Origin of the sequence: Mixta hanseatica, assembly GCF_023517775.1 — a bacterium.
GTDB lineage: Bacteria > Pseudomonadota > Gammaproteobacteria > Enterobacterales > Enterobacteriaceae > Mixta > Mixta hanseatica.
On the sequence record NZ_CP082904.1, the window covers coordinates 476,799 to 500,939 of the forward strand.

21 protein-coding genes are annotated in these 24,141 nt (G+C 56.2%); 10 read left to right on the plus strand and 11 right to left on the minus strand.

Annotated elements, in window-relative coordinates; translation table 11 throughout:
- Positions 1-267: 267 nt before the first annotated feature.
- The 10 genes from K6958_RS02265 to acuI all read right to left on the minus strand — a co-directional run bounded on the left by K6958_RS02265 (position 268) and on the right by acuI (position 9,075).
- On the minus strand, positions 268-1,002 hold the full coding sequence (locus tag K6958_RS02265) for a carbonic anhydrase (RefSeq protein ID WP_249893148.1): 735 nt from the start codon (positions 1,000-1,002) through the stop codon (positions 268-270).
- Positions 1,003-1,170: 168 nt separating this feature from the next.
- Positions 1,171-2,052 carry a 50S ribosomal protein L11 methyltransferase gene (prmA, locus tag K6958_RS02270; protein WP_249893149.1) on the minus strand — a complete coding sequence of 294 codons (882 nt, stop codon included), beginning with the start codon at positions 2,050-2,052 and terminating at the stop codon, positions 1,171-1,173.
- A gap of 11 nt (positions 2,053-2,063) precedes the next feature.
- Entirely contained in the window at positions 2,064-3,515 is a 1,452-nt protein-coding gene (panF, locus tag K6958_RS02275; RefSeq protein WP_249894569.1) for a sodium/pantothenate symporter, read from the minus strand.
- The gene (locus K6958_RS02280; protein WP_249894570.1) at positions 3,505-3,762 is read right to left on the minus strand and encodes a YhdT family protein; all 258 of its coding nucleotides are present in this window, start codon (positions 3,760-3,762) and stop codon (positions 3,505-3,507) included. The genes panF and K6958_RS02280 overlap by 11 nt, the downstream gene beginning before the upstream one ends.
- 62 nt (positions 3,763-3,824) lie before the next feature.
- Positions 3,825-5,174 carry an acetyl-CoA carboxylase biotin carboxylase subunit gene (gene accC / locus K6958_RS02285; protein WP_249893150.1) on the minus strand — a complete coding sequence of 450 codons (1,350 nt, stop codon included), beginning with the start codon at positions 5,172-5,174 and terminating at the stop codon, positions 3,825-3,827.
- Between the two features lie 11 nt (positions 5,175-5,185).
- Complete coding sequence (gene accB, locus K6958_RS02290; protein ID WP_085068405.1) at positions 5,186-5,653, minus strand: acetyl-CoA carboxylase biotin carboxyl carrier protein; 468 nt, start codon at positions 5,651-5,653, stop codon at positions 5,186-5,188.
- Between the two features lie 21 nt (positions 5,654-5,674).
- Positions 5,675-6,127: a type II 3-dehydroquinate dehydratase gene (aroQ, locus tag K6958_RS02295; protein ID WP_249893151.1), complete on the minus strand. Its 453-nt coding sequence runs from the start codon at positions 6,125-6,127 to the stop codon at positions 5,675-5,677.
- Positions 6,128-6,362: 235 nt separating this feature from the next.
- Positions 6,363-6,968: a protein-methionine-sulfoxide reductase heme-binding subunit MsrQ gene (gene msrQ / locus K6958_RS02300; RefSeq protein ID WP_249893152.1), complete on the minus strand. Its 606-nt coding sequence runs from the start codon at positions 6,966-6,968 to the stop codon at positions 6,363-6,365.
- A complete protein-coding gene (gene msrP / locus K6958_RS02305; RefSeq protein ID WP_249893153.1) occupies positions 6,969-7,973 on the minus strand; it encodes a protein-methionine-sulfoxide reductase catalytic subunit MsrP in 1,005 nt (334 codons plus the stop codon).
- A gap of 118 nt (positions 7,974-8,091) precedes the next feature.
- Positions 8,092-9,075: an acrylyl-CoA reductase (NADPH) gene (gene acuI, locus K6958_RS02310; protein ID WP_249893154.1), complete on the minus strand. Its 984-nt coding sequence runs from the start codon at positions 9,073-9,075 to the stop codon at positions 8,092-8,094.
- Positions 9,076-9,288: 213 nt separating this feature from the next.
- Here acuI and csrD point away from each other — a divergent pair, with 213 nt between their 5' ends.
- From csrD to tldD, 8 genes are all read left to right on the plus strand, one after another.
- The gene (gene csrD / locus K6958_RS02315; protein ID WP_249893155.1) at positions 9,289-11,238 is read left to right on the plus strand and encodes an RNase E specificity factor CsrD; all 1,950 of its coding nucleotides are present in this window, start codon (positions 9,289-9,291) and stop codon (positions 11,236-11,238) included.
- A 305-nt stretch (positions 11,239-11,543) separates the two neighbouring features.
- The gene (mreB, locus tag K6958_RS02320; protein WP_003855260.1) at positions 11,544-12,587 is read left to right on the plus strand and encodes a rod shape-determining protein MreB; all 1,044 of its coding nucleotides are present in this window, start codon (positions 11,544-11,546) and stop codon (positions 12,585-12,587) included.
- 69 nt (positions 12,588-12,656) lie between these two features.
- Entirely contained in the window at positions 12,657-13,691 is a 1,035-nt protein-coding gene (gene mreC / locus K6958_RS02325) for a rod shape-determining protein MreC (protein WP_249893156.1), read from the plus strand.
- The gene (gene mreD, locus K6958_RS02330; RefSeq protein ID WP_249893157.1) at positions 13,688-14,176 is read left to right on the plus strand and encodes a rod shape-determining protein MreD; all 489 of its coding nucleotides are present in this window, start codon (positions 13,688-13,690) and stop codon (positions 14,174-14,176) included. The genes mreC and mreD overlap by 4 nt, the downstream gene beginning before the upstream one ends.
- Before the next feature lie 8 nt (positions 14,177-14,184).
- Positions 14,185-14,772 (plus strand): Maf family protein, encoded by a 588-nt coding sequence (locus K6958_RS02335; RefSeq protein WP_249893158.1) that lies wholly within the window; start codon positions 14,185-14,187, stop codon positions 14,770-14,772.
- Positions 14,772-16,241 carry a ribonuclease G gene (gene rng, locus K6958_RS02340; protein WP_249894571.1) on the plus strand — a complete coding sequence of 490 codons (1,470 nt, stop codon included), beginning with the start codon at positions 14,772-14,774 and terminating at the stop codon, positions 16,239-16,241. Before K6958_RS02335 ends, rng begins: the two co-directional genes overlap by 1 nt.
- Before the next feature lie 178 nt (positions 16,242-16,419).
- A complete protein-coding gene (gene yhdP, locus K6958_RS02345; RefSeq protein WP_249893159.1) occupies positions 16,420-20,250 on the plus strand; it encodes an AsmA2 domain-containing protein YhdP in 3,831 nt (1,276 codons plus the stop codon).
- 64 nt (positions 20,251-20,314) lie between these two features.
- Positions 20,315-21,760, plus strand: coding sequence for a metalloprotease TldD (tldD, locus tag K6958_RS02350; RefSeq protein ID WP_249893160.1), 1,446 nt, complete (start codon positions 20,315-20,317; stop codon positions 21,758-21,760).
- Positions 21,761-21,794: 34 nt separating this feature from the next.
- On the opposite strand, the gene aaeR is transcribed toward tldD, so the two are convergent.
- On the minus strand, positions 21,795-22,715 hold the full coding sequence (gene aaeR / locus K6958_RS02355) for an HTH-type transcriptional activator AaeR (protein ID WP_249893161.1): 921 nt from the start codon (positions 22,713-22,715) through the stop codon (positions 21,795-21,797).
- 271 nt (positions 22,716-22,986) lie between these two features.
- Here aaeR and aaeX point away from each other — a divergent pair, with 271 nt between their 5' ends.
- Together aaeX and aaeA are read left to right on the plus strand one after the other, a co-directional pair.
- Entirely contained in the window at positions 22,987-23,190 is a 204-nt protein-coding gene (aaeX, locus tag K6958_RS02360) for a p-hydroxybenzoic acid efflux pump operon protein AaeX (protein WP_249893162.1), read from the plus strand.
- 8 nt (positions 23,191-23,198) lie between these two features.
- Positions 23,199-24,131 (plus strand): p-hydroxybenzoic acid efflux pump subunit AaeA, encoded by a 933-nt coding sequence (aaeA, locus tag K6958_RS02365; protein WP_249893163.1) that lies wholly within the window; start codon positions 23,199-23,201, stop codon positions 24,129-24,131.
- The last annotated feature ends 10 nt before the right edge of the window (positions 24,132-24,141 follow it).

Sequence of the window (24,141 nt, forward strand, 5' to 3'; positions counted from 1 at the left end):
TATATTACGCATTTTTTACCGAAGATGAAAGGCCAAACTTTGAACAATCAGTGGGTAAAAATCATGGAAAAGCCGGTTACTCCGTGACCCTTTAAACTTTATCTTTAAAAAACATAAGCTTAAAAACATGCGCTTGAATTGTGAGCAAAGATTTTTATTAAAATGTGATCTCAACCACAGGATAAAAGCGTCTTTCGGGCGCATAAAACCAGAGATATGACGTCAATAACGGCCCTGAAAGCAGCGATGGGCGGAGCGATCAACGCCTTACTCAGTTATTTGTCGGCCATGAAGCGGCTGCAGCGGACGACTATTCGCATTACGCAGCGCCTGCGTAATACGAGAAAGCTGCATTTGGGATGCTTCGACCGGCTGCTTCATGACCAGCCATATAATGCCTTCCGTGCAGGGCGGCGTCGTCAACGATCCGCTGAAGCGGTAATAGTGCTTATCTTGCGGAAACAGCGAGGCGAAAGAGACATTGGGCGGCAATGCTGCGCTATGATGTTGCCGCTGCGGCAGGGCGTTAAGCACCATTTCCAGCGCCGGATTGGCCTGACCGGCAACCAGCATAACGGCGACCACCATGCCTTCATCCTTGCTGTTAGCATGCACGAAATGCACCTCCAGTGGAAAGCGTTGCCCGTTAATATAATTCTCGCTGGGCGCGTGGAAATGGAACTGCTTTAACTGCCAGTGCTGCCTATCCAGCGCCACGCTGTTTCCCTCTTCAACGGTAATGTGAATCGTGTGGCCGTTATGGGTAATGCTGCCGGCAGGAGAAGAGAGATAAAGGTTTAACGGCGGCAGGTTCCCCGTAACAGGATCCCGGATATCAATGGGTGACTGATATTGACCTTGATTGCAGAAAAACCACTGCGCATTGAGGTTGCCCCAGTGCTCGGGCGCCGTATCGCCTTTATATGACCAGTGATTCTCCGCCAGCACCGATGTTATCCAGGCGAGCGGCAAGCTCAGCAGCACAGCGGTTATTTTTTGCATCCCTCTATCCCTTTAAGACTATCCGGTGTCTCAGCACCATCCAAGTTAAAGCCGCAAAGCGTTAACCCGTAGGGATGATATAAAAAACGCCATCTTTTGATGAATAGAAAAGAGGAAAAGGGAAATGGCGCGTTGCGATAGGAGCCCGCAACGCGCGCGAGGCAGGGTTTAGCGGCGGGTACCGGTAATACGGCACCACTCCTCTTTTTCAGCCACCGGATCAAGCGCAAAACGCTCACGGTAAGCTTCACACACGCTGTCAGCCTGGCTGGCGAGAATACCGGACAAGCCTAAATGGCCGCCGTGCTTCGGCAGAACGCTGATAAGCGGCGCCAGCTCGCGTAGCGGCCCGGCAAGAATATTCGCCACCACTACATCGGCGTTCAGATTATCTGGCTGCTGGTGGGGCAGGTAGAGCGACAGGCGATCGGAGACGCCGTTACGCTCAGCGTTATCACGGCTGGCCTGAATGGCCTGCGGATCGATATCAATACCGATGGCCTGAGCGGCGCCAAGCTTCAGGGCGGCGATAGCCAGAATACCGGAGCCGCAGCCGAAATCGATCACGGTTTTACCCTGCAAATCCAGGCCGTCAAGCCAGCTCAGACACATCGCGGTGGTCGGGTGGGTACCGGTGCCGAAAGCGAGGCCTGGATCGAGCATTACGTTAACCGCATCTGGGTCGGGTACATCGCGCCAGCTTGGACAGATCCATAACCGTTGTCCAAAACGCATCGGATGAAAATTTTCCATCCATTCGCGTTCCCAGTCCTTATCCTCGATCTGTTCGATCTTATGGCGAAAGCCGACGCCCAGCAGTGGATCCTGCTCCAGCAGGCTCACCACCTCCGCCATATCGGTTTCGGCATCAAACAGGCCGATAGCATCGGTATCGCCCCACAGGCGCGTCTCGCCCGGCAGCGGCTCAAATACCGGCGTATCGTGCGTATCCTGGAAGGTTACCGACACGGCTCCCTGTTCCATTAACAGGTCACCCAGCGCTTCTGCATCCGCACCGGTTGTGTTGATCTTAATTTGTATCCAGGGCATAGCGATTCTCTTTATTCATACAGTGAAGATGCGTCCGACGCTGAAGCCGAACGACCAAACAGGTTACCGATAATAAATGCCAGCAGGCTTAACAGCAGGGCCGGTACGATAGGATGAAATCCTGCCGGCTGCAGTTGCAGCGCCGCTAACAGGGTATAACAGGCCGCGCCGACAATCATGGCGCTCAGCGCGCCCGCCGCATTGGCTTTTTCCCAGTAAAGACCTAATACCAGCGGCCACAGGAACACCGCCTCCAGTCCGCCGAACGCCAACAGATTCAGCCAGATCAGCATATCGGGCGGATTCCACGCGGCCAGCAGCAGTAAAAGCCCCAGAACCAGCGTTACGATGCCGGAAAGGCGCCGCAGCCGTGGCTCGTTATCCATCTGTTGCGGATAGAGGCGCAGATAGAGATCTTTCACGATCGTGGCGGAAGATTGCAGTAGTTGCGCGTTGATCGTCGACATGATCGCCGCCATTGGCGCCGCCAGAAAGATTCCGGCGGCGAACGGCGGCAGGACAGTCAGCATCAGGGTAGGAATGACGCGATCCGGAATGGTCAGATCGGGCAGGATCGCCCGGCCCAGCGCCCCCGCCAGATGCATGCCAAACACCAGCACCGAAACAACCATGGTGCCGAAAATAATGCCGCGGTGCACCGCCTTGCTGTCTTTATAAGAGATACAGCGCACGGCGGTGTGGGGCAGGCCGATCACGCCGAAGCAGACCAATACCATAAAGGAAGAAAGGAACGTGGGCGTAATTATATTATCGACGCCCTGCGGCGTAATTAGACGCGGATCGATCTGCTGCAGCTTGCTGACGGCGGCGTGCATGCCGCCTGCCGCATGCACAACGGCAAACAGCAGCAAAAAGGTGCCGATCAGCATCACCAGTCCCTGCATCGCATCGTTCAGCACGCTGGCGCGAAAGCCGCCAAAAGCGGTATAGAGGGCAATGGTGCCGCCGAAGATCAGCAAACCGGTGTCATAGGGAATGCCCGCGGCGGTTTCCAGCAGCCGGGCGCCGCCGATAAACTGTACGGTCATGGCGCCGACAAATGCCACCAGCAGACTAAGGCTGGCCAACCAAACCAGCAGCGGGCTGCGGTAGCGCGCGTAGAGCATATCGTTGAGGGTAACCGCATTGTAGCGCCGCGCCAGGATAGCGAACTTTTTACCCAACACGCCAAGCGATAACCAAACGGCGGGTACCTGAATCATCGCTAACAGCACCCAGCCCAGGCCATATTTGTATGCCGCGCCCGGCCCGCCAATAAAGGAGCTGGCGCTGATATAAGTGGTAGTCAACGTCATCGCCAGCACGAAGCCGCCCATTGAGCGGCCGCCTAGGAAGTATTCGTTAAGGAAGTTTCCCTGACGGCGTTTGCGCATCGCGTAAACCGAGAGCAGGGCGATTAACAGCAGATAACCGAGCAGAGGAAGGATCACTTCAGTTTGCATCATCATCCTCCAGCGGAATCTCGCGGAAGCAGACGCGAACCATCAGCCAACAAAGAAAAATAAATAACAGCGGCGCAAACAGGCAGGAAAGTTCAAACCAGCGCGGCAGGCCGGTTAAGCCGGGCTGCATGCCGCCCAGCCAGGCGCAAAGCGCCCAGACGGCCAGATAGGCCACGGCCAGCCAGAAGGACCAGCGCGCCTCACGGTGTGCCTGAATAAAGCGCGTATCGACAAGAGTGCTTTTCATCATCAGCAAAACCAGAAAGAAAAAAGGCCGGACAAGCCGGCCTCAGACAGGGCAACAGGAAATTATTTCTCTGCCAGACCCAGTTTTTTCTCCAGATAGTGGATATTAGTGCCACCGTGCTGGAAGTTTTCGTCGCACATGATCTTCATCTGCAGTTCAACGTTGGTTTTTATCCCGTCGATGATCAGTTCAGCCAGCGCGTTTTTCATGCGGGCAATCGCCACGTCACGGTTTTCACCGTAGGTGATCAGCTTGCCAATCATGGAGTCATAGTATGGCGGCACGGTGTAACCGGCATAAATATGCGATTCCCAACGCACGCCGAAACCACCCGGCGCGTGGAAGCGCGTGATTTTGCCCGGGCTTGGCAGGAAGGTATTAGGATCTTCCGCGTTGATACGGCACTCCACCGCGTGGCCTTTCACCACGACTTCTTCCTGTTTGATCGACAGCGGCTGACCGGCAGCAACACGTAGCTGCTCTTTGATCAGATCCACGCCGGTAATCATCTCGGTAACCGGATGCTCAACCTGAATACGGGTGTTCATCTCGATAAAGTAGAACTCGCCGTTTTCATACAGGAACTCAAAAGTACCCGCACCGCGATAGCCGATCTCAACGCAGGCCTGGGTACAACGCTCGCCGATATAACGGCGCATTTCTGCCGTAATGCCCGGCGCCGGCGCTTCTTCCACCACTTTCTGGTGACGACGCTGCATAGAGCAGTCGCGTTCAGCCAGATAGATAGCGTTGCCCTGACCGTCCGCCAGCACCTGAATTTCGATGTGGCGCGGGTTCTCCAGGTACTTCTCCATGTAGACCATGTCGTTGTTGAAAGCGGCTTTCGCTTCCGCACGCGTCATGTTGATGGAGGTTTCCAGCTCTTTATCGCTACGGACAACGCGCATACCGCGTCCGCCGCCGCCGCCGGAGGCTTTGATAATGACCGGATAGCCGATACGTTTCGCGATCGACCGATTTTTCTCCATGTCATCGCCCAGCGGACCGTCAGAACCAGGTACGCAAGGTACGCCCGCTTTTTTCATCGCGTTGATTGCGGAAACTTTATCGCCCATCAGACGAATCGTTTCGGCACGCGGCCCGATGAAAATAAAGCCGGAGCGCTCAACCTGCTCGGCAAAGTCAGCGTTTTCAGACAGGAAGCCGTAGCCCGGATGAATAGCCACCGCGCCGGTGATTTCCGCAGCGGAGATCAGCGCCGGAATATTCAGATAGCTTTTTACTGACGGCGCCGGACCGATACAAACGGTCTCGTCAGCCAGCAGTACATGTTTTAAATCACGATCCGCGGTGGAGTGAACCGCAACGGTTTTGATGCCCAGTTCTTTACAGGCACGCAAAATACGCAGGGCAATCTCACCACGGTTGGCAATAACAATTTTATCCAGCATGGTTCGCCTCGTTATTCGATGACGACCAGCGGCTCGTCAAACTCAACAGGTTGACCGCTCTCGACCAGGATAGCTTTAACCACGCCCGCCTTGTCTGCTTCGATCTGGTTCATCATTTTCATGGCTTCAACGATGCACAGGGTATCGCCGATATTGACCTTCTGGCCCACTTCAACAAACGCTTTAGCATCCGGGCTCGGGGTGCGGTAGAAGGTTCCGACCATCGGTGAGCGAACAATGTGACCACTCAGTTCAGCGGCGGCAGGCGCTTCGATCGCTGGCGCGCTGGCTGGGGCAACGGCGGTAGCCAGCGCCGGCTGCGGAGCCGGTACAGCGTAAGCCTGTTGCATCATGGGATAAGGAGCGGCTGCAGGTGCGCGGCTGATACGAACTGATTCTTCGCCTTCGGAAATTTCAAGTTCAGCGATACCGGATTCTTCAACCAGTTCGATCAGTTTTTTAATCTTACGAATATCCATGAGTGTGGTTCCGTACTCTGTTTAATTTGATTTTGACAGGCGTTTTACTGCCGTTTGTAAAGCCCAGGAGTAACCGTCGACGCCAAGTCCACAGATTACACCGGCAGCAATATCAGAAAGCCAGGAATGGTGGCGGAAAGGCTCGCGGGCATGCACGTTAGTGATATGCACCTCGATAAAGGGAATATCCACCGCCAGCAGCGCATCACGAAGCGCTACGCTGGTATGCGTGAAAGCCGCCGGGTTGATAATGATGTAATCAACGTTGCCTCTCGCCTCGTGAATACGATCAATCAGAACGTGTTCTGCATTCGACTGTAAATGGCTTAGTTTCACATTCAACGCGCTGGCCTGCGATGTCAGATCGTCTACGATCCCGGACAGCGTGGTATGCCCATATTTGTCTGGCTCACGCGTCCCCAATAAATTGAGGTTGGGGCCATTCAAGAGCAGAATATGAAAATTATGCGCCATTATGCTGCTATCTCCTGCAATAAGTGAGGCATCGCGTAAAATACCTCGTGAAAAGCCATTTGTCACCTTTCTGAAGTGAAAAAGAGGCTTTCATCGCAACCGAAGCCGGGCATTATATCTATTTCGTTACTTTTCGCAGCTAAATACTGGTCGTATCTGCGGAGATTATCAACGCGAGCGGAAAAACTTTCTCTGAAGTTAGGCAGATATGTGGGATGCGGCACAAATTATGCCGCTATTTGGGCCACCAACGGCGAAATTTCTTATAACGCCAGGCCAGCAGGAGAATCGCCAGCAACACATAGAGAAGCGGCTGCGGAGAAACCACTTTAACTGACCAGATATAGTGGATGGGCGCAAGAATCGCGACCAGATAGATAAAGTTGTGCAGCGTTTGCCAATGTGGCCCAAGTCTGCGCTGAAACTTCTGCAACGAGGTAATCGCCAGCGCCAGCAGGATGACCCAACTAATAATGCCCAGCGTTAGATAAGGACGCGAAATTAATTCGGCGCCGAGCAGCGACAGATTATTGATGCCCAGTTCCAGCAGCGCGTAGCTTGCCAGATGCAGCGTGGCCCAGGCAAAACACCATAACCCCAGCAGGCGTCGTACGCGAATCAACAGCGGCTGGCGGCCATAGCGCGCCAGCGGCGTCACCAACAGCGTTGCCAGCAAAAACTTTAACGCCGTGCGCCCGGTAAAATGCTGAATATCTTTCGCCGGGTCGGCGCTAAATCCGCTGCCCTGTAGCACGGAGAAAATCAGCCACAGCAGGGGCAACAGGCCGGCCAGATGCAGCAGCACTTTCAGGCTCGTTATCTGTTTTAACGTCAGGCGCACTCAATAATTCTCCCTTAAATCCAGCCCGCGGTAGAGAGAGGCAACCTGTTCGCCATAGCCGTTAAATAACAGCGTAGGCTGCCGTTTAACATCCAGAATGCCGCCGCTGCCGATAAAACGCTCGCTGGCCTGCGACCAACGCGGATGATCGACGTGCGGGTTTACATTGGCGAAAAAGCCGTACTCATCCGGCGCCAGCTGATTCCAGGTGGTAGGCGGACGATCGCGCGTCAGTTTGATATGCACAATCGACTTAATGTTTTTAAAACCATATTTCCACGGCACCGTCAGACGGATCGGCGCGCCATTCTGCGGCGGCAGGGCTTTGCCATAAACGCCGGTGGTAAGCAGCGTCAGCGGATGCATCGCCTCATCCAGGCGTAAACCTTCGACATAGGGATAATCCAGCCCGCCGCCAATAAAGCGATCCTTTTGCCCTGGCATCTGGTCAGGTGCGTACAGCGTTTGAAAGGCGACATAGCGCGCATTGCCGGTCGGTTCGGCCGCTTTGAGCAATGCGCCTAATTCGAAGCCAATCCAGGGGATAACCATCGACCAGGCTTCAACGCAGCGCATACGATAAATACGCTGCTGCTGGGGAAAACGTTTAAATATATCGTCCATATCCAGCGTCAGCGGCTTCGCCACTTCACCATCGATACGAATTTTCCAGTTCTCTGTTTTTAGCGTGCCGGCGTTGGCGGCAGGGTCCGCTTTATCCAGGCCGAACTCATAAAAATTATTGTAACCGCTGACCTTTTCCTCTGGCGTGAGCGGCAGCGCCGCCTGCCAGGCGTCGGGTTTACTGAAATCCAGCGGACGGCCTGCGGGCGCAGGTGGACGATCGTTGCCCTTGAACCAGGAGAGTACGTCGGCCTGCGCGCCGCCGGGTACGCTAAGCGCAGCCGCACTTAAGCCCAGCGCCTTCAGCACCTGGCGCCGCTGCTGGTGGAAAATCGTTTCTGGGGTTACATCCGCTTCGGTAAGCTTATTCACCGGCTTCATGGTTCTACTCCTGTGCAGGCCCCCCGCCGCGCGGGCAGGGAGCAGATAACTAAGCATGAAGCAAAACAGCCATCCCGCGTCTGTTTTCACGCGAAAATATGAAATTTCCTGGTGAGCTTTATGCCTGAGCGATTTTTACCAGCGTGCGACCGGTTACTTTATTATCCAGCAGGCGCTGCGCGGCATCGGCGGCTTCCGCTAACGTCACCTCCGTGGTGGCCTGTTGATAGAAGCTGGCCGGCAGCGTTTTAACCAGGCGCTTCCAGGCTTCGATGCGGCGGGCGACAGGCGTTTGCACTGAATCGACGCCCTGCAGACGCACGTTGCGCAGAATAAACGGCATTACCGAGGTAGGCAGCGCAAAGCCGCCAGCCAGACCGCAGGCGGCCACCACGCCGGAATAGTGCATTTGCGCCAGCACGCTGGCCAGCACCTTATCGCCGACGGTATCAATCGCCCCGGCCCAGCGCTGTTTCTCCAGCGGTCGGCTTTCAGCCGTAAACTCGCTGCGCGGCAGCACCTTAACGGCGCCGAGCTGGCGCAGGTAATCGGTGTTGCTTTCCCGCCCGCTGACGGCGGTCACCTGATAGCCCAGCGCGCTGAGCAGGGCGACTGCCGTGCTGCCGACGCCGCCGCTGGCGCCGGTCACCAGCACCTCGCCTTTATCTGGCGTAATACCGCCATCTTCCAGTGCCATAACGCACAGCATAGCGGTAAAACCGGCGGTGCCTAAGATCATCGCCTGACGCCCCGTCATCCCTTCCGGCAACGGCACCAGCCAGTCGCCATTGACGCGCGCCTGTTCCGCCAGTCCGCCCCAGTGCGTTTCGCCAACGCCAAAGCCGGTCAATAACACTTGCTGACCCGGGTGAAAGCGCGGATCCTCGCTGTGATGCACGCTACCGGCAAAATCAATGCCGGGCACCATCGGAAACTGACGGATAATTTTGCCGTTACCGGTGATCGCCAGCGCATCTTTATAGTTGATGCCTGACCAGCTAACATCTACCGTGACGTTGCCCGGCGGCAACTGCTGTGGCGAAATATCGCTTAAGGCGACGCGGTAAGCGCCGTCAGATTGCTCAATCAATAAAGCCTGCATGAGATTCTCCTGAATTTTGTTATTCAATAGTAACGATACAGCCTCTGGCAACTATACTCGCCGAAGGGTAATAGAGTCTGACCGTTCGCAAATAAAACGCAGGCTATTGATTATTTTGCTGCTGGCGACGCGATACCTTCCGCATGTTTACCCTCTGGCACCCGCTCCTTATCGTAGTGGCGTGGTCATAACCGCAGTGAAAAAGGCACAGGGATGCGATTAACCACCAAACTCTCAGCGTTTGTTACGCTGCTTATTACTCTGGCGATAGTGTTGATGTTGGCAGGCTGTACGCTGAGCTTTATCTGGCTACGCAGCGAATGGACAGAACAGCAGGTACAGGCGTTGAGGACGGAAGTCGATCAGGCGCTGCTAACGCAAAGTCCCGCCGACTTGACGCCATGGCTACGGCGCACCATGCCGTTGATGGCGATAGAACAGTTACAAATTATCAGCAAAGAGAACGCCATTCTTTCGCTATCCCGCCGCCAGTATCCTCTGCTGGATGATGAACCCAATCGCTTTCGCCGTTACGATTTGCCGCTGCTGCATCAGCAGGGTTGGGTGCTGCGCGTTGAACTGCTCGACCCGGCAAATACCCGGTTTAAATCGCTGCTCGGCTCCTCAATGATCATTGCCGTGGTGCTGGCTGCGGCTTTTATGCTGTTGCTGCTGGTGCCCACCCATCGCTGGCTATGGCGGCAACTCAAGGGGATGGAAAGCCTGGAAAAGCGCGCTGAACGAATTATTGACGGCGAGCGGCGCGGTATCGGGCGCGGCAATGTGAATGAATGGCCTTCAAAAGCCTCTACCGCCATCGATTTGCTGCTGGACGATCTGCAGGAGGCGGGCGAACAGCGCACCCGCATCGATACCCTTATCCGCGCCTTTACCGCGCAGGATGCCGCGACCGGCCTGAATAACCGCCTGTTTTTTGACAATCAGCTGGCGACGCTGTTGGAAGATCAGGAGAAGGTGGGCACGCACGGCGTGGTGATGATGATCCGTCTGCCCGATTTTGACAGCCTGAGCGAAATATGGGGCAGCAGCGTGGTACAGGACACGCTCTTTTCGCTGGTTAATATGCTTTCAACCTTTGTTATGCGCTATTCGGGCGCGCTGCTGGCACGCTACTTTCGCAGCGATTTTATGGTTCTGCTGCCGCACCGCACGTTAAAAGAGGCGGACGGCATCGCCGCGCAGCTGATTAAAGCGGTTGATGCGCTGCCGCCTGGGGCGATGATTGACCGGCAAAACATGATGCATATCGGCATCAGCGCGTGGCGCAGCGGGCAAACCACCCAACAGGTGATGGAAAGCGTTGAGCAAGCCACGCGCCATGCCTCGTTGCAGGGCGGCAACACCTGGGTAACGGCGGAAGGCGCGGATACCGACGGCGGACGCGGCAGCGTTAAATGGCGCACGCTGCTGGAGCATACGCTGAAGCGCGGCGGGCCGAGGCTCTATCAAAAGCCCGCCGTATTACGCGATGGCCATGTTCATCACCGAGAGATGCTGCCGCGAATTTTTGACGGTGAAAAAGAGCTGCTGGCGGCGGAGTTTATGCCGCTGGTACAGCAGATGGGGTTGGCGGAGGCTTACGATCGTCAGCTAATGCAGCGCATCATGGCGCTCTCCGCCTGTTGGCCGGAAGAGACGCTGGCGGTTCCGCTCACTATCGATTCGTTATTACAGCCTGCGTTTCAGCGAACGCTGCGCGATATGCTGCTGCAATGTACAAAATCGCAGCGGCAGCGTTTTTTATTTGAACTTGCTGAGGCAGAAGTGTGTCAACACTTCAATCGTTTGCAACCGGCGCTGCGATTGCTGAAAGGTTTTGGCTGCCGTTTGGCCGTCAGCCAGGCCGGATTAACGGTGGTTAGCACCGCCTACATTACCCTGGCGGGCGTTGAGCTGATTAAGCTGCATCCGGGCCTGGTGCGTAATATTGATCGACGCACTGAAAACCAGCTGTTTGTGAAGAGTTTACTGGAGGTGTGTACCATGACGCCGGCGCAGGTTTTCGCCGCGGGCGTCAGGACGCGGGAAGAGTGGCAAACGCTATCGGCGCTTGGCGTTGCCGGCGGGCAGGGCGACTTTTTCTCTACTTCCCAGCCGGTTAACAGCAATGTGAAAAAATATTCGCAAAGAGTTCGGGTTTAGCCGGATGATTTGACATAATGACGCGCGGTTAGGGAGCCAGCGGCTGTTTGCGGCGGCCAACCGCCGTGGAATTTAAATGTTAGATTTTATAACCGTTATGTCCGCTTACCAGCCCGATTTCGTGGGTATTCAGCTGGTTTTTCGGCCGAATATTGTGGCATCACTTCGATCACTTGGTAACCAGCGCGAGATAGCGTGATTTTTCACCGAAGTAGAACGTTTTTGCGCCTTGTGGCGGCTTCGCGTGGTTGGTAAAGTAAGCGGATTTTATTTTCCGCCCCCAGCTTGCAGGATTATCCTTTAGTATGTTTAAAAAATTTCGTGGCATGTTTTCCAACGACTTGTCCATTGACCTGGGTACCGCGAATACCCTGATTTATGTCAAAGGCCAGGGTATCGTGCTGAATGAGCCCTCAGTCGTTGCTATCCGTCAGGATCGTGCCGGCTCCCCCAAGAGCGTTGCGGCTGTCGGTCATGATGCAAAACAGATGCTTGGTCGTACGCCGGGCAATATTGCCGCTATTCGTCCAATGAAAGATGGCGTTATCGCTGACTTCTTTGTTACTGAAAAAATGCTGCAGCACTTTATTAAGCAGGTGCATAGCAACAGTTTTATGCGTCCCAGCCCGCGTGTGCTGGTATGCGTTCCGGTCGGCGCCACGCAGGTTGAGCGCCGCGCAATCCGTGAATCTGCTCAGGGAGCAGGCGCACGCGAAGTCTTTCTGATCGAAGAGCCGATGGCGGCCGCCATTGGCGCAGGCCTGCCGGTATCTGAAGCAACCGGTTCGATGGTGGTGGATATTGGTGGCGGTACCACCGAGGTGGCGGTTATCTCCCTTAACGGCGTCGTCTACTCCTCTTCCGTGCGTATCGGTGGCGATCGTTTTGATGAAGCTATTATTAATTATGTGCGCCGTAACTACGGTTCACTGATTGGTGAAGCTACCGCAGAGCGTATTAAGCATGAAATCGGTTCTGCCTATCCGGGTGATGAAGTACGCGAAATCGAAGTCCGCGGACGTAACCTGGCGGAAGGCGTGCCGCGTGGCTTTACGCTGAATTCCAACGAAATCCTCGAAGCCCTGCAGGAGCCGTTGACCGGCATCGTGAGCGCGGTGATGGTGGCGCTTGAGCAGTGTCCGCCGGAGCTGGCCTCTGATATTTCAGAGCGCGGTATGGTACTGACCGGCGGCGGCGCGCTGCTGCGCAACCTCGACCGTCTGCTGATGGAAGAGACCGGCATTCCGGTAGTGGTGGCGGAGGATCCGCTGACCTGCGTCGCACGTGGCGGCGGTAAAGCGTTGGAAATGATCGACATGCACGGCGGCGATTTGTTCAGCGAAGAATAATCTGCCAGAAGGGAGTGCGCGGCGAAAGCAACACTCCCTTTTTTTGATGTCGGGGAATACGCAGAGTTTATGAAGCCAATTTTCAGCAGGGGGCCCTCCCTGCAGCTCCGCCTTTTTCTGGCGGTTATTGTGGCCATCGGCATTATTGTTGCCGACAGCCGCGTGGGTTCGTTTACCCAAATCCGTAACTATATGGACACGGCAGTCAGTCCATTCTATTTTCTGGCCAACGGGCCACGACAAATTCTGGACAGCGTTGCTGATACGCTGGCCTCTCGCCAGCAGCTGGAACAGGAAAATAAAGCGCTGCAGCGCGAACTCTTTCTGAAAAATAGCGAGCTGCTGATGCTGGGACAATACCGGCAGGAAAATGCGCGTCTGCGCGAACTGTTAGGATCGCCGCTGCGTCAGGATGAGCACAAGATGGTGACGCAGGTCATCTCTACCGGCACCGATCCCTATACCGATCAGGTGGTGATTGATAAAGGCAGCGTGAACGGCGTTTATGAAGGCCAGCCGGTGATTAGCGATAAAGGCGTCGTCGGGCAGGTGATTGCGGTAGGTCAGATGACCAGCCGCGTGCTGCTGATTTGCGATGCCTCGCATGCGCTGCCGATTCAGGTACTGCGTAATGATATCCGGGTTATCGCCGCCGGCAATGGCTGCACTGAAGATCTGCAGCTGGAGCATCTGCCGGGCAATACTGATATTCGCGTCGGCGATGTGTTGGTCACTTCCGGCCTCGGTGGCCGTTTCCCGGAAGGGTATCCGGTGGCGGTGGTCTCCTCGGTGAAAGTGGATACGCAGCGCGCCTATACGGTTATTCAGGCGCGTCCGACGGCCGGGCTGCAGCGTCTGCGCTATTTGCTGCTGCTGTGGGGCGCGGATCGTAACGGTGATATGCCGATGGCGCCGGATGAGGTTCATCGGGTAGCGAACGAACGGCTGATGCAGATGATGCCGCAGGTGCTGCCGCCTGCCGGTGAGATGGGCCCGCCGCTGCCGCCGGAAACCGAAAGCGCGCCAGCGCAGACGGCACCATCAGCCGAAAGCCGAGCCGCGGCACCGGGCAACCAGCCTGCCACACAGGGAGGCCGTCCTTGAGCCGCTATCGCAGCCACGGCCGCTGGGTTATCTGGCTCTCTTTCCTGGTGGCGCTGATACTGCAAATTATGCCGTGGCCGGACGATTTCTATATGTTTCGTCCTTCCTGGCTGTTGCTGATCCTGATCTACTGGCTGTTGGCGTTACCGCATCGGGTGAGTGTTGGCACCGGCTTTGTGATGGGCGGCATTATGGATCTTATCTCCGGTTCCACGCTGGGCGTGCGCGCGCTGGCGCTGAGCATTATCGCCTATCTGGTGGCGTTTAAGTTCCAGCTTTTCCGTAACCTGGCGTTGTGGCAACAGGCGTTAATGGTTATGGTGCTGTCGCTGGCGATGGATGTCATTGTTTTCTGGGCTGAGTTTTTAGTTATCAATATTTCGTTCCGACCAGAGATATTCTGGAGTAGCGTAGTAGACGGTATTTTGTGGCCGTGGCTATTCTTATTGATGAGAAAGATTCGTCGTCAATTCGCTGTTCAGTAAGGACAACTATGTTATCCCTTTATCTTGCCTCCGGTTCACCGCGTCGTCGTGAACTGCTGACGCAGCTTGGCCTGCATTTCGAACGCGTTATGACTAACGTTGAAGAGCGGCGCCGCGAGGAAGAGAGCGCACAGCACTATGTGCGTCGGCTGGCGCGTGAAAAAGCCCAGGCGGGCGTCGCGGCGGCGCCGCAGGATCTGCCGGTGCTGGGCGCCGATACCATTGTGGTGCTGAACGGCGAAGTGCTGGAAAAGCCGCGCGATGCGCGGCATGCTGAAGAGATGCTGACGCGCCTCTCCGGTCAGACGCATCAGGTGCTGACGGCGGTGGCGCTGGCGGATCGTCAGCGTGAGCTTGATTGTCTGGTCACCACGGAGGTGACATTCCGCTTGCTGACGCCGCAGGATATTCATGACTACATCGCCAGCGGCGAGCCGATGGATAAAGCGGGCGCTTACGGTATTCAGGGGCTTGGCGGCAATTTTGTCAGAAAAATTAACGGAAGCTATCACGCCGTGGTTGGCCTGCCGCTGGTGGAAACCCGCGAACTGCTCAGCCATTTTCAATCGTTGCGTGAGGTAAGTAAGGGGAGATGATGACGGCTGAGCTACTGGTTAACGTCACGCCATCAGAAACGCGCGTGGCCTACATTGACGGCGGTATCCTGCAGGAAATTCATATCGAACGCGAAGCGAAACGCGGCATCGTCGGCAATATCTATAAAGGCCGCGTAAGTCGGGTGCTGCCGGGCATGCAGGCCGCGTTTGTCGATATCGGCCTGGATAAAGCGGCGTTTCTGCACGCCTCCGATATTATGCCGCATACCGAATGCGTGGCTGGCGAAGAACAGAAGAACTTCAGCGTCAGGGATATCGCCGAGCTGGTGCGTCAGGGCCAGGATCTGATGGTGCAGGTGGTAAAGGATCCGCTGGGCACCAAAGGGGCGCGCCTTACTACCGACATTACCTTGCCTTCGCGCTATCTGGTGTTTATGCCGGGCGCCTCGCACGTGGGCGTATCGCAGCGCATTGAAAGCGAAGCCGAGCGCGATCGCCTGAAGGCGGTGGTTTCCGCCTGGTGCGACGAGCAGGGCGGCTTTATCATTCGTACCGCGGCGGAAGGCATTGGCGAAGAGGAGCTGGCGCAGGACGCCGCGTTTCTTAAGCGCCTGTGGACCAAGGTGATCGAGCGTAAAAAGCGCAATAAAACGCGCTGCCGCCTGTATGGCGAGTTAGCTCTGGCGCAGCGCGTACTGCGTGATTTTGCCGATAGCGCGCTCGATCGTATTCGTGTCGATTCACGACTGACCTATGAGCTACTGCTGGAATTCACCTCTGAATATATGCCGGAAATGACCGCCAAGCTGGAGCATTACAGCGGCCGTCAGCCGATTTTCGATCTCTATGACGTGGAGAATGAAATTCAGCGTTCGCTCGATCGTAAGGTTGAGCTGAAGTCGGGCGGCTATCTGATCATCGACCAGACGGAAGCGATGACCACCATCGATATCAATACCGGCGCCTTCGTCGGTCATCGCAACCTTGATGAAACCATCTTTAACACCAATATCGAAGCGACGCAGGCGATTGCGCGCCAGCTACGACTGCGCAACCTTGGCGGCATCATTATTATCGATTTTATCGATATGAATAATGAAGAGCATCGTCGCCGCGTGCTGCACTCGCTGGACAGCGCGCTGAGTAAAGATCGGGTGAAAACCAGCATTAACGGCTTCTCCGCGCTGGGGCTGGTGGAAATGACACGCAAGCGGACCCGGGAAAGCATTGAGCATGTGCTGTGTCAGGACTGCCCGGTCTGTAAAGGTCGCGGTACGCTGAAAACCGTCGAAACCGTCTGCTACGAAATCATGCGTGAAATTGTGCGCGTTCATCATGCCTATGATTCCGACCGTTTCCTGGTCTATGTATCACCCACCGTGGGCGAGGCGCTGAAAAGCGACGAGTCGCACGCGCTGGCCGAAGTGGAACTGTTTGTCGGCAAGCAGGTGAAAGTGCAGATCGAACCGCTTTACACTCAGGAACAGTTCGACGTCGTGATGATGTAAAATCTGGTTAATATTTTGGTCTGCCTTTGACGATTTCTCTCCAGTCAAGCGCTAAAAATGCGCGTCTGTTTCAGGTAAACTCTGCTGACCTGATTCTCCCTGGCTGCTGCAACGGCACGTTCGGGAATAGGAGCCAGCTTATTCATCCGTTCAGTGTGCGCAAGGCAAGGAGAGGTGTGTGAGGCAACTGCCCAGGATCCTGTTACTTACAGGCGCTGCGGTAATCGTGATCGTTGCGCTACTGGTCAGTGGCTTGCGGCTGGTGATGCCGCAGCTTAATCATCATCGCAGCGCGCTGCTCAGCGCCGTTTCCTCGGCGACCGGTTTAACCGTTGATGCCGCTTCCCTGAACGGGCGTTGGGAAAACTTCGGGCCAACGCTGGATGTGCGTCAGCTGGCGGTTTCCCTGCCCGACGGCGGTTCGCTGGATATCAACCGCGTGACGCTGGCGCTGGATGTCTGGCAATCTCTGTTACATGCCCGCTGGCAGTTTCGTGAGCTGACCTTCTGGCAGCTCGATTTCGATAGCCGTTCGCCGCTCATCAGTAATGATAAAAATAACCATACGTTAAAGGCGGGGCAAATCAATGAACTGTTCCTGCGACAGTTCGATCACTTCGATCTACGCGATAGCCGCATTCGCTTCCAGACCCTTTCCGGTCAGCGTGCCGAACTGTCGATCCCGCGTCTGAGCTGGCTAAACGAAAAAGCGCGTCACCGTGCGGAAGGGGAAGTGAACCTCTCCAGCTTTACCGGCCAGCATGGCGTGGTACAGGTACGTCTGGATTTGCATGATGAAAACGGCCTGCTGAACGATGGTCGCATCTGGTTACAGGCGGACGATGTCGATCTCAAGCCCTGGCTGGGACAATGGATGCGCGACAACACCACGTTGCAGAGTGCGCGCTTCAGCCTGGCCGCCTGGCTAAGCCTGAAAGAGGGTGAAGTCTATGATGGCGATGTCTGGCTGAAACAGGGCGGCGCGCGCTGGCAGGGTGATAAGCAAGCGCATCGGCTGGACGTGGATAACCTGACGATGCATCTGGCGCGCTGGCGCAGCGGCTGGACGGTCACTGTGCCGCAAAATAGCCTGCGTACCGACGGCCAGGCCTGGCCAAAAGGGCACTTTTCTCTTGCCTGGCTGCCGCAGCACGCTATCGGCCCGGATCCGCAGAATGTGGAAGAGCTGCGCGTACGCGCTACCGGGCTGCATCTGCAACGGCTGGAGCCGTTAATTCCGCTATTTTCTCGCCTGTCCCCTCAGATGCTGGAAAACTGGCGCACCCTGCAGCCGCAGGGGAAAATTGATGCGCTGGCGCTGGATATTCCGCTGCAGCAGCCTGATCAAACCCGCTTTCAGGCGCGCTGGCACGATTTAAGCTGGCAACACTGGCAGTTGCTGCCCGGCGCGCAGCATGTCAGCGGCACACTGAGCGGCAGCCTGCCGGATGGGCGTCTGGATATTGGCATTAAGGATGCGGTAATGCCTTACGGCACGATGTTCCGCGCCCCGCTGGAGATCAGCAGCGCCACCGGCACGCTAAGCTGGCAGCGCAGTGAAAATGCGTTGGCGCTACAGGGCAAAAACCTGGATGTGCAGGCGCGATCCCTGTGGGCCAAAGGGGATTTCAGCTATCGCCAGGGCGCGGGGCTGGCGCCACGTCTCGATATTCTGGCCGGTATCAACGTAACCGATGCCGGCGACGCCTGGCGCTATTTCCCTGAGCCTCTGATGGGCACCCATCTTACTGACTATCTCAGCGGCGCCATCAAGGGCGGTCAGGCGACTAACGCCACGCTGCTGTTCGCCGGCAATCCGAAACTGTTCCCCTTCCGCCATAACGACGGCATGTTTGAAGTCGCGGTGCCGCTGCGTCGGGCAAGCTACGCTTTCCAACCGGGCTGGCCCGCGCTTGAAAACATGGATATCGATCTCGACTTTGTTAACGATGGCCTGTGGATGAAAGCAAAGCAGGCGATGCTCGGGAAGGTGCAGGCAAATAACGTTAGCGCCGTCATACCGGATTACTTGAAAGAGAAGCTGATCATCAACGGCGATCTACGCGGCGAGGCGGCGGATATTCATGACTATTTTAAGCAGACGCCGTTACGATCTTCGCTGGGCGCCGCGCTGGATGAGCTACAGCTAAGCGGGCAGACCGGCGGACATTTACAGCTGGATATCCCGCTGGACGGCAAGCTGGTTCATGCGCGCGGCGATGTACAACTTGCTGATAACAGTCTGTTTGTCGTGCCGCTGAATAGTCGGTTAACCGCACTCAACGGCAGCTTTACCTATGATAACGGCAACCTGCGCAGCGATACGCTGCGGGCCAACTGGTTCGGACAGCCGGTGACGGTTGATTTCCATACCGAAGAGCGCCCGCAGGATTATCAAATCGGCGTTAATCTGGCGGCAGACTGGCAGGTGAATAAACTGTCGCCGCTGCCTGCCGGGGTCAGCCAACAGCTGAAGGGCACGCTCCCCTGGCGGGGAGATGTAGCGATAAAGCTACCGCATCAGGGCGGGGCGAATTATAAGATCAATCTCACCGGCGACCTGAAAGAAGTAAGCAGTAACTTACCTTCGCCGTTGGGCAAAAAGCGCGGCGAAGCGTTGCCGCTGAAGATCACCGCCACCGGCGATCTGCAACACTTTGATTTACAGGGCGCGATAGCGAATCGGCAGCGTTTTAACAGCCGCTGGCTGCTCGGGAAACAGCTGCGCCTCGATCGCGGTATCTGGCTGAACGAGGCGAAAAGCACGCCCGCCTTACCGGACACGCGCGGCATGACGCTGCACCTGCCGCCGCTGGATGGCGACAGCTGGCTGAAACTGTTGATGGCCAACGGCGGAACGCAGAACCCCACGCCAAAAGCGGGCGGCGGTAGCGCCATCAGTAGTAACAGGCTGCCGGGCGATATCACGCTGAGCACCCCCGCGCTTCAGCTGGCGGGTCAGCAGTGGCACGATACGCAGGTAACGCTACGGCAGTTAATGGCCGGCGGCATACAGGTTGACGCGCAAAGTAAGGAGATCAACGGCCAGCTAGATATTCCTGCCAGCGGTCCGTGGCGCGCGCATCTTGGCTGGCTTTATTACAATCCTGAATGGAAAAGCAACAGCGACGCCTCTGGCACCGCATTGTCGCAGGAAAGCATGGCGATTAACTTTGCCGCCTGGCCGGCGTTGCAGATTAACTGTGACGAATGCTGGCTGCGCGGGCAAAAATTCGGCCGTATCCAGGCCAACCTGACGCCGCAGAACGATACCTTAACCTTGACCAATGGCCTGGTGGATACCGGCAGTTCGCGTCTGAGCGTGAGCGGAGAGTGGGTGAATCGTGCTAATGAACAGCGCACCTCGCTTAAAGGCAAGCTGAGCGGCAGCAATATCAATAATGCGACCAACTGGTTCGGCGTCAATACGCCGCTGCGCGATGCGCCTTTTGCGCTGGAATATGATTTGCACTGGCGCGCCGCGCCCTGGCAACCGTCGGAATCTTCATTGAGCGGGCTGCTGAAAACCCATTTTGGTAAAGGGCAAATCGCAGATGTCAGTAGCGGACGCGCTGGCCAGCTGTTGCGTCTGGTGAGCTTCGATGCGCTATTGCGCAAGCTGCGTCTCGATTTTAACGATACCTTTAGCGAAGGCTTCTGGTTTGACTCGATTAACGGCACGGCATGGATTAAAGATGGCGTGATGCAAACCGACAATTTACTGGTCGATGGCCTTGAGGCGGATATCGCCATGCAGGGCAAGCTGGATCTGGTGCAGCGGCAGATCGATATGGAGGCGGTCGTCGCGCCTGAAATCTCGGCATCGGTAGGCGTCGCCACCGCATTCGTTATCAATCCCGTGGTCGGCGCGGCGGTTTTCGCCGCCAGCAAAGTGCTGGCGCCGCTGTGGAACAAAATTTCGCTGCTGCGTTATCACATCAGCGGACCGATAGATAAGCCGGAAATTAACGAAGTGCTGCGTAAACCGCGCGAAAAGAGCGCGAAGTGAATTTGACGCCGCAGGGGAATTACCGCAGGCTATAGCAATAATGTCACACAACGAGTGAGAAACGATGAGTCTGAATCTGGTAAGTGAGCAATTGCTAACTGCGAACAACATCAATCAGCAGGATTTGTTCACCCTGCTTGGGCAGCTTTCAGAACGTCGCCTGGATTATGCCGACCTCTATTTCCAGTCCAGCTACCATGAGTCCTGGGTGCTGGAAGATCGCATCATTAAAGATGGCTCCTGGAATATCGATCAGGGCGTTGGGGTACGCGCCGTTAGCGGTGAAAAAACCGGCTTCGCCTATGCCGATCAGATCACCCTGAACGCGCTGCAGCTGAGCGCTCAGGCCGCGCGCAGCATTGTACGCGAGCAGGGCAACGGCAAGGCGCAGGCGCTGGCGGCGGTAACGCACCCGGCGCTCTATCCCGCTTTCGATCCGTTACAAAGCCTGTCGCGTGAAGAAAAAATCGCCCTGCTGCACCGCGTCGATAGCGCGGCGCGCGCGGCGGATAAGCGCGTGCAGGAAGTCAGCGCCAGCCTGAGCGGCGTGTATGAACTGGTGCTGGTGGCGGCCACCGACGGCACGTTGGCGGCAGACGTTCGTCCGCTGGTGCGCCTGTCGATAAGCGTACTGGTGGAAGAGGATGGTAAACGCGAGCGCGGCGCCAGCGGCGGCGGCGGACGTACCGGCTATGATTTCTTCCTGGCTGATGAGGCAGGCGAAGTGCGGGCGGAGCGCTGGGCGCGCGAAGCGGTACGCATGGCGCTGGTCAATCTCTCCGCCGTAGCGGCGCCAGCGGGATCCATCCCGGTGGTACTGGGCGCTGGCTGGCCGGGCGTACTGCTGCACGAAGCGGTCGGGCATGGTCTGGAAGGCGATTTTAACCGTCGCGGCACCTCGATGTTCAGCGGTCAGATGGGCAAGCTGGTGGCCTCTGAACTTTGTACGGTGGTGGATGACGGTACGCTGGATGGCTTGCGTGGTTCGTTAGCGGTTGATGATGAAGGCGTGCCGGGCCAGTACAACGTGCTGATCGAAAACGGCGTACTGAAAGGCTATATGCAGGATAAGCTTAATGCGCGTCTGATGGGCGTTAAGCCCACCGGCAACGGCCGCCGCGAATCCTATGCGCATCTGCCGATGCCGCGTATGACCAACACCTATATGCTGGCGGGGCAGTCTACGCCGCAGGAAATTATCGAAAGCGTCGATTATGGTCTTTATGCGCCTAACTTCGGCGGCGGCCAGGTGGATATCACCTCCGGCAAGTTTGTTTTCTCTACCTCAGAAGCTTATCTGATCGAAAAAGGGAAAGTGACGCGTCCGGTAAAAGGCGCCACCCTGATTGGCTCCGGTATTGAGGCGATGCAGCAGATCTCGATGGTTGGCAACGACCTGGCGCTGGATAAAGGCGTGGGCGTTTGCGGCAAAGAGGGGCAAAGCCTGCCGGTAGGCGTCGGCCAGCCGACGCTGAAACTGGATCGTTTGACCGTAGGCGGCACCGCCTGATCCTTCTCCCCTGGCAGGCTCTCTGCCAGGGGATTTAACCGCTGTTGCGGTGCTCCTGATAGATTTCCGCCACCTTGTTAAACCAGGCGCTAAGGTAATCAATACAGACCTGCACCTTAAGCGGCAGTTTATCTTTCTGGGTATAAAGCGCATACACCGGACGCGGATCTGACTGATAGCGGCTAAACAGAATCTCCACCTCACCCGCCTTAATCTCTTCAATCACCCACATCAGCGGAACATAAGCGATGCCGCAGCCTGCCTTCAGCCAGCGGATCAGCGTTTGTGAATCATTAGTCACAAAGCGTCCCTGTGGCGAAAGATGGGTGCTGATCCCTTCCGGAGCGATCAGTTCGAAATCGCTGTCCGGCCGCACGCTGTATTCCAGCCAGGAAAAATTAGCGATATCGGCGGGTTTGTCGGGCGTACCGTGCTGCTCAAGATAGTGTTTCGCGGCGCAAACCACCATCGGCATCGAGCCGAGGCGGCGGGAAAAGAGGCTGGAATCCTGTAACGCGCCGACCCGAATCACTACGTCCAGCCCGTCGGCAATCAGATCAGGAGCCGGAATGCCGGTGACCAGATTCACCGTCAGCCCGGGGTATTCCTGCAACATTTCCGCCGTCATGGTGGCCAGGACGTTTTGCGCCATGGTCGACGAGCTGCCGATGCGCAGCGTGCCAATCGGCGAGTTATTAAAAGCATACAGCTGTTCATGCACCTGATGCGCTTCCGTCAGCATGCGGCGGCAGCCCTGATAATAGATGCGGCCCGCCTCGGTTAGCCCAATGCTGCGAGTGCTGCGGTTCAACAATTTAACCTGTAGTTCATCTTCCAGTTTGGAGACGATTTGGCTGATTGCCGAAACGCTCATATGCAACTGGCGCGCAGCGGCAGTAAATGACCCCAATTCAACCACTTTGGCAAAAACCGACATACCCTTGAGTCGTTCCATTATTCACTCTGGCTTAAAAGTGATTTAGATCACATTATGTAGATAACTTATAGTCAGGCGCGTTACTATATGACGCCGGGTTGCCGTCTGGTAACTCACCTTTTGTGCCAGGACACTTAAGTACACGCTATGCTTTAGGTGCTGATATCCGTCTGACAGTGTACCTGTCGTCCGATCATCATCAACCCGTAATATGAAACCACCTGTATTTGCAGGCCGTTTCGTGCTGGCATAACGGTATGACCCGGTTACGTATTAATAAGGATAAAAGATGAGTGTGTTACCGGTTATCGTCATATTTGGGCTCTCTTTCCCGCCCATATTTTTTGAAATCATTGTCTCGCTCTTGCTGTTCTGGCTGGTACGTCGCGTACTGCTGCCGGTCGGCCTGTATGATTTTGTCTGGCATCCGGCGCTATTTAATACCGCACTCTACTGCTGCCTGTTCTATTTAGTATCCTGTCTGTTCGTCTGAGGTTATAAGTGAAAGCTCTAATAAGAAAAATTGCGCGCTATGCCATTACCCTGATTCTGGTTGTTATCGCCGTGGTGGTTGTTTTCCGCGCCTGGGCTTTTTATACCGAATCGCCCTGGACTCGAGACGCTAAATTTACCGCTGACGTGGTGGCTATCGCCCCTGATGTCACCGGCCTGATTACTGACGTGCGCGTGCATGATAACCAGCTGGTGAAACAAGGCGATGTGCTGTTTACCATCGACCAGCCGCGTTTTGAGAAAGCGCTCGCAGAAGCGGAAGCGGATGTCCAGTATTACCAGGCGCTGGTTAGCGAGAAACGTCGCGAAGCGGCCCGCCGCAATCAGCTGGGCGTGATCGCCATGTCGCGTGAAGCGATCGAACAGTCTAATAACGATCTGCAAACCGCTGAACATCAGCTGGCGAAGTCGCAGGCCTCGCGCGATCTGGCGAAGCTGGATCTGGATCGTACGGTGATCCGTGCGCCGGCCAACGGCTGGGTCACTAACCTTAACGTCTTTACCGGCGAGTTTATTACGCGTGGCACCACTTCGGTGGCGTTGGTAAAACAGAACTCTTACTACGTGATGGCCTATATGGAAGAGACCAAGCTGGAAGGCGTTCGCCCCGGCTACCGTGCGGAGATCACGCCGCTGGGCAGCGATCGTGTGCTGCGCGGTACGGTTGATTCAGTGGCCGCTGGCGTGACCAACAGTAGCAGCAGCGTGGACAGCAAAGGCATGGCGACCATCGATTCCAATCTAGAGTGGGTGCGTCTGGCGCAGCGCGTGCCGGTTAAAATCCTGCTTGATCAACAGCCAGGTAACCTCTATCCGGCGGGTACCACCGCCACTATCGTGGTGACCGGTGAGAATGATCGCGAGCAGAAGCCTGAATCTCCGCTGACCCGGCTGCTGCATCGCCTGCGTGAGTTCGGTTAAGCGAGGGCGT

What these genes read in the sequence shown, in the direction of transcription:
- K6958_RS02265 (WP_249893148.1), bottom strand. Translation starts at nt 1,002, where the DNA reads ATGCAAAAAATAACCGCTGTGCTGCTGAGCTTGCCGCTCGCCTGGATA.
- prmA (WP_249893149.1), bottom strand. Translation starts at nt 2,052, where the DNA reads ATGCCCTGGATACAAATTAAGATCAACACAACCGGTGCGGATGCAGAA.
- panF (WP_249894569.1), bottom strand. Translation starts at nt 3,515, where the DNA reads ATGCAAACTGAAGTGATCCTTCCTCTGCTCGGTTATCTGCTGTTAATC.
- K6958_RS02280 (WP_249894570.1), bottom strand. Translation starts at nt 3,762, where the DNA reads ATGAAAAGCACTCTTGTCGATACGCGCTTTATTCAGGCACACCGTGAG.
- accC (WP_249893150.1), bottom strand. Translation starts at nt 5,174, where the DNA reads ATGCTGGATAAAATTGTTATTGCCAACCGTGGTGAGATTGCCCTGCGT.
- accB (WP_085068405.1), bottom strand. Translation starts at nt 5,653, where the DNA reads ATGGATATTCGTAAGATTAAAAAACTGATCGAACTGGTTGAAGAATCC.
- aroQ (WP_249893151.1), bottom strand. Translation starts at nt 6,127, where the DNA reads ATGGCGCATAATTTTCATATTCTGCTCTTGAATGGCCCCAACCTCAAT.
- msrP (WP_249893153.1), bottom strand. Translation starts at nt 7,973, where the DNA reads ATGAAGCCGGTGAATAAGCTTACCGAAGCGGATGTAACCCCAGAAACG.
- acuI (WP_249893154.1), bottom strand. Translation starts at nt 9,075, where the DNA reads ATGCAGGCTTTATTGATTGAGCAATCTGACGGCGCTTACCGCGTCGCC.
- csrD (WP_249893155.1), top strand. Translation starts at nt 9,289, where the DNA reads ATGCGATTAACCACCAAACTCTCAGCGTTTGTTACGCTGCTTATTACT.
- mreB (WP_003855260.1), top strand. Translation starts at nt 11,544, where the DNA reads ATGTTTAAAAAATTTCGTGGCATGTTTTCCAACGACTTGTCCATTGAC.
- mreC (WP_249893156.1), top strand. Translation starts at nt 12,657, where the DNA reads ATGAAGCCAATTTTCAGCAGGGGGCCCTCCCTGCAGCTCCGCCTTTTT.
- K6958_RS02335 (WP_249893158.1), top strand. Translation starts at nt 14,185, where the DNA reads ATGTTATCCCTTTATCTTGCCTCCGGTTCACCGCGTCGTCGTGAACTG.
- rng (WP_249894571.1), top strand. Translation starts at nt 14,772, where the DNA reads ATGACGGCTGAGCTACTGGTTAACGTCACGCCATCAGAAACGCGCGTG.
- tldD (WP_249893160.1), top strand. Translation starts at nt 20,315, where the DNA reads ATGAGTCTGAATCTGGTAAGTGAGCAATTGCTAACTGCGAACAACATC.
- aaeR (WP_249893161.1), bottom strand. Translation starts at nt 22,715, where the DNA reads ATGGAACGACTCAAGGGTATGTCGGTTTTTGCCAAAGTGGTTGAATTG.
- aaeX (WP_249893162.1), top strand. Translation starts at nt 22,987, where the DNA reads ATGAGTGTGTTACCGGTTATCGTCATATTTGGGCTCTCTTTCCCGCCC.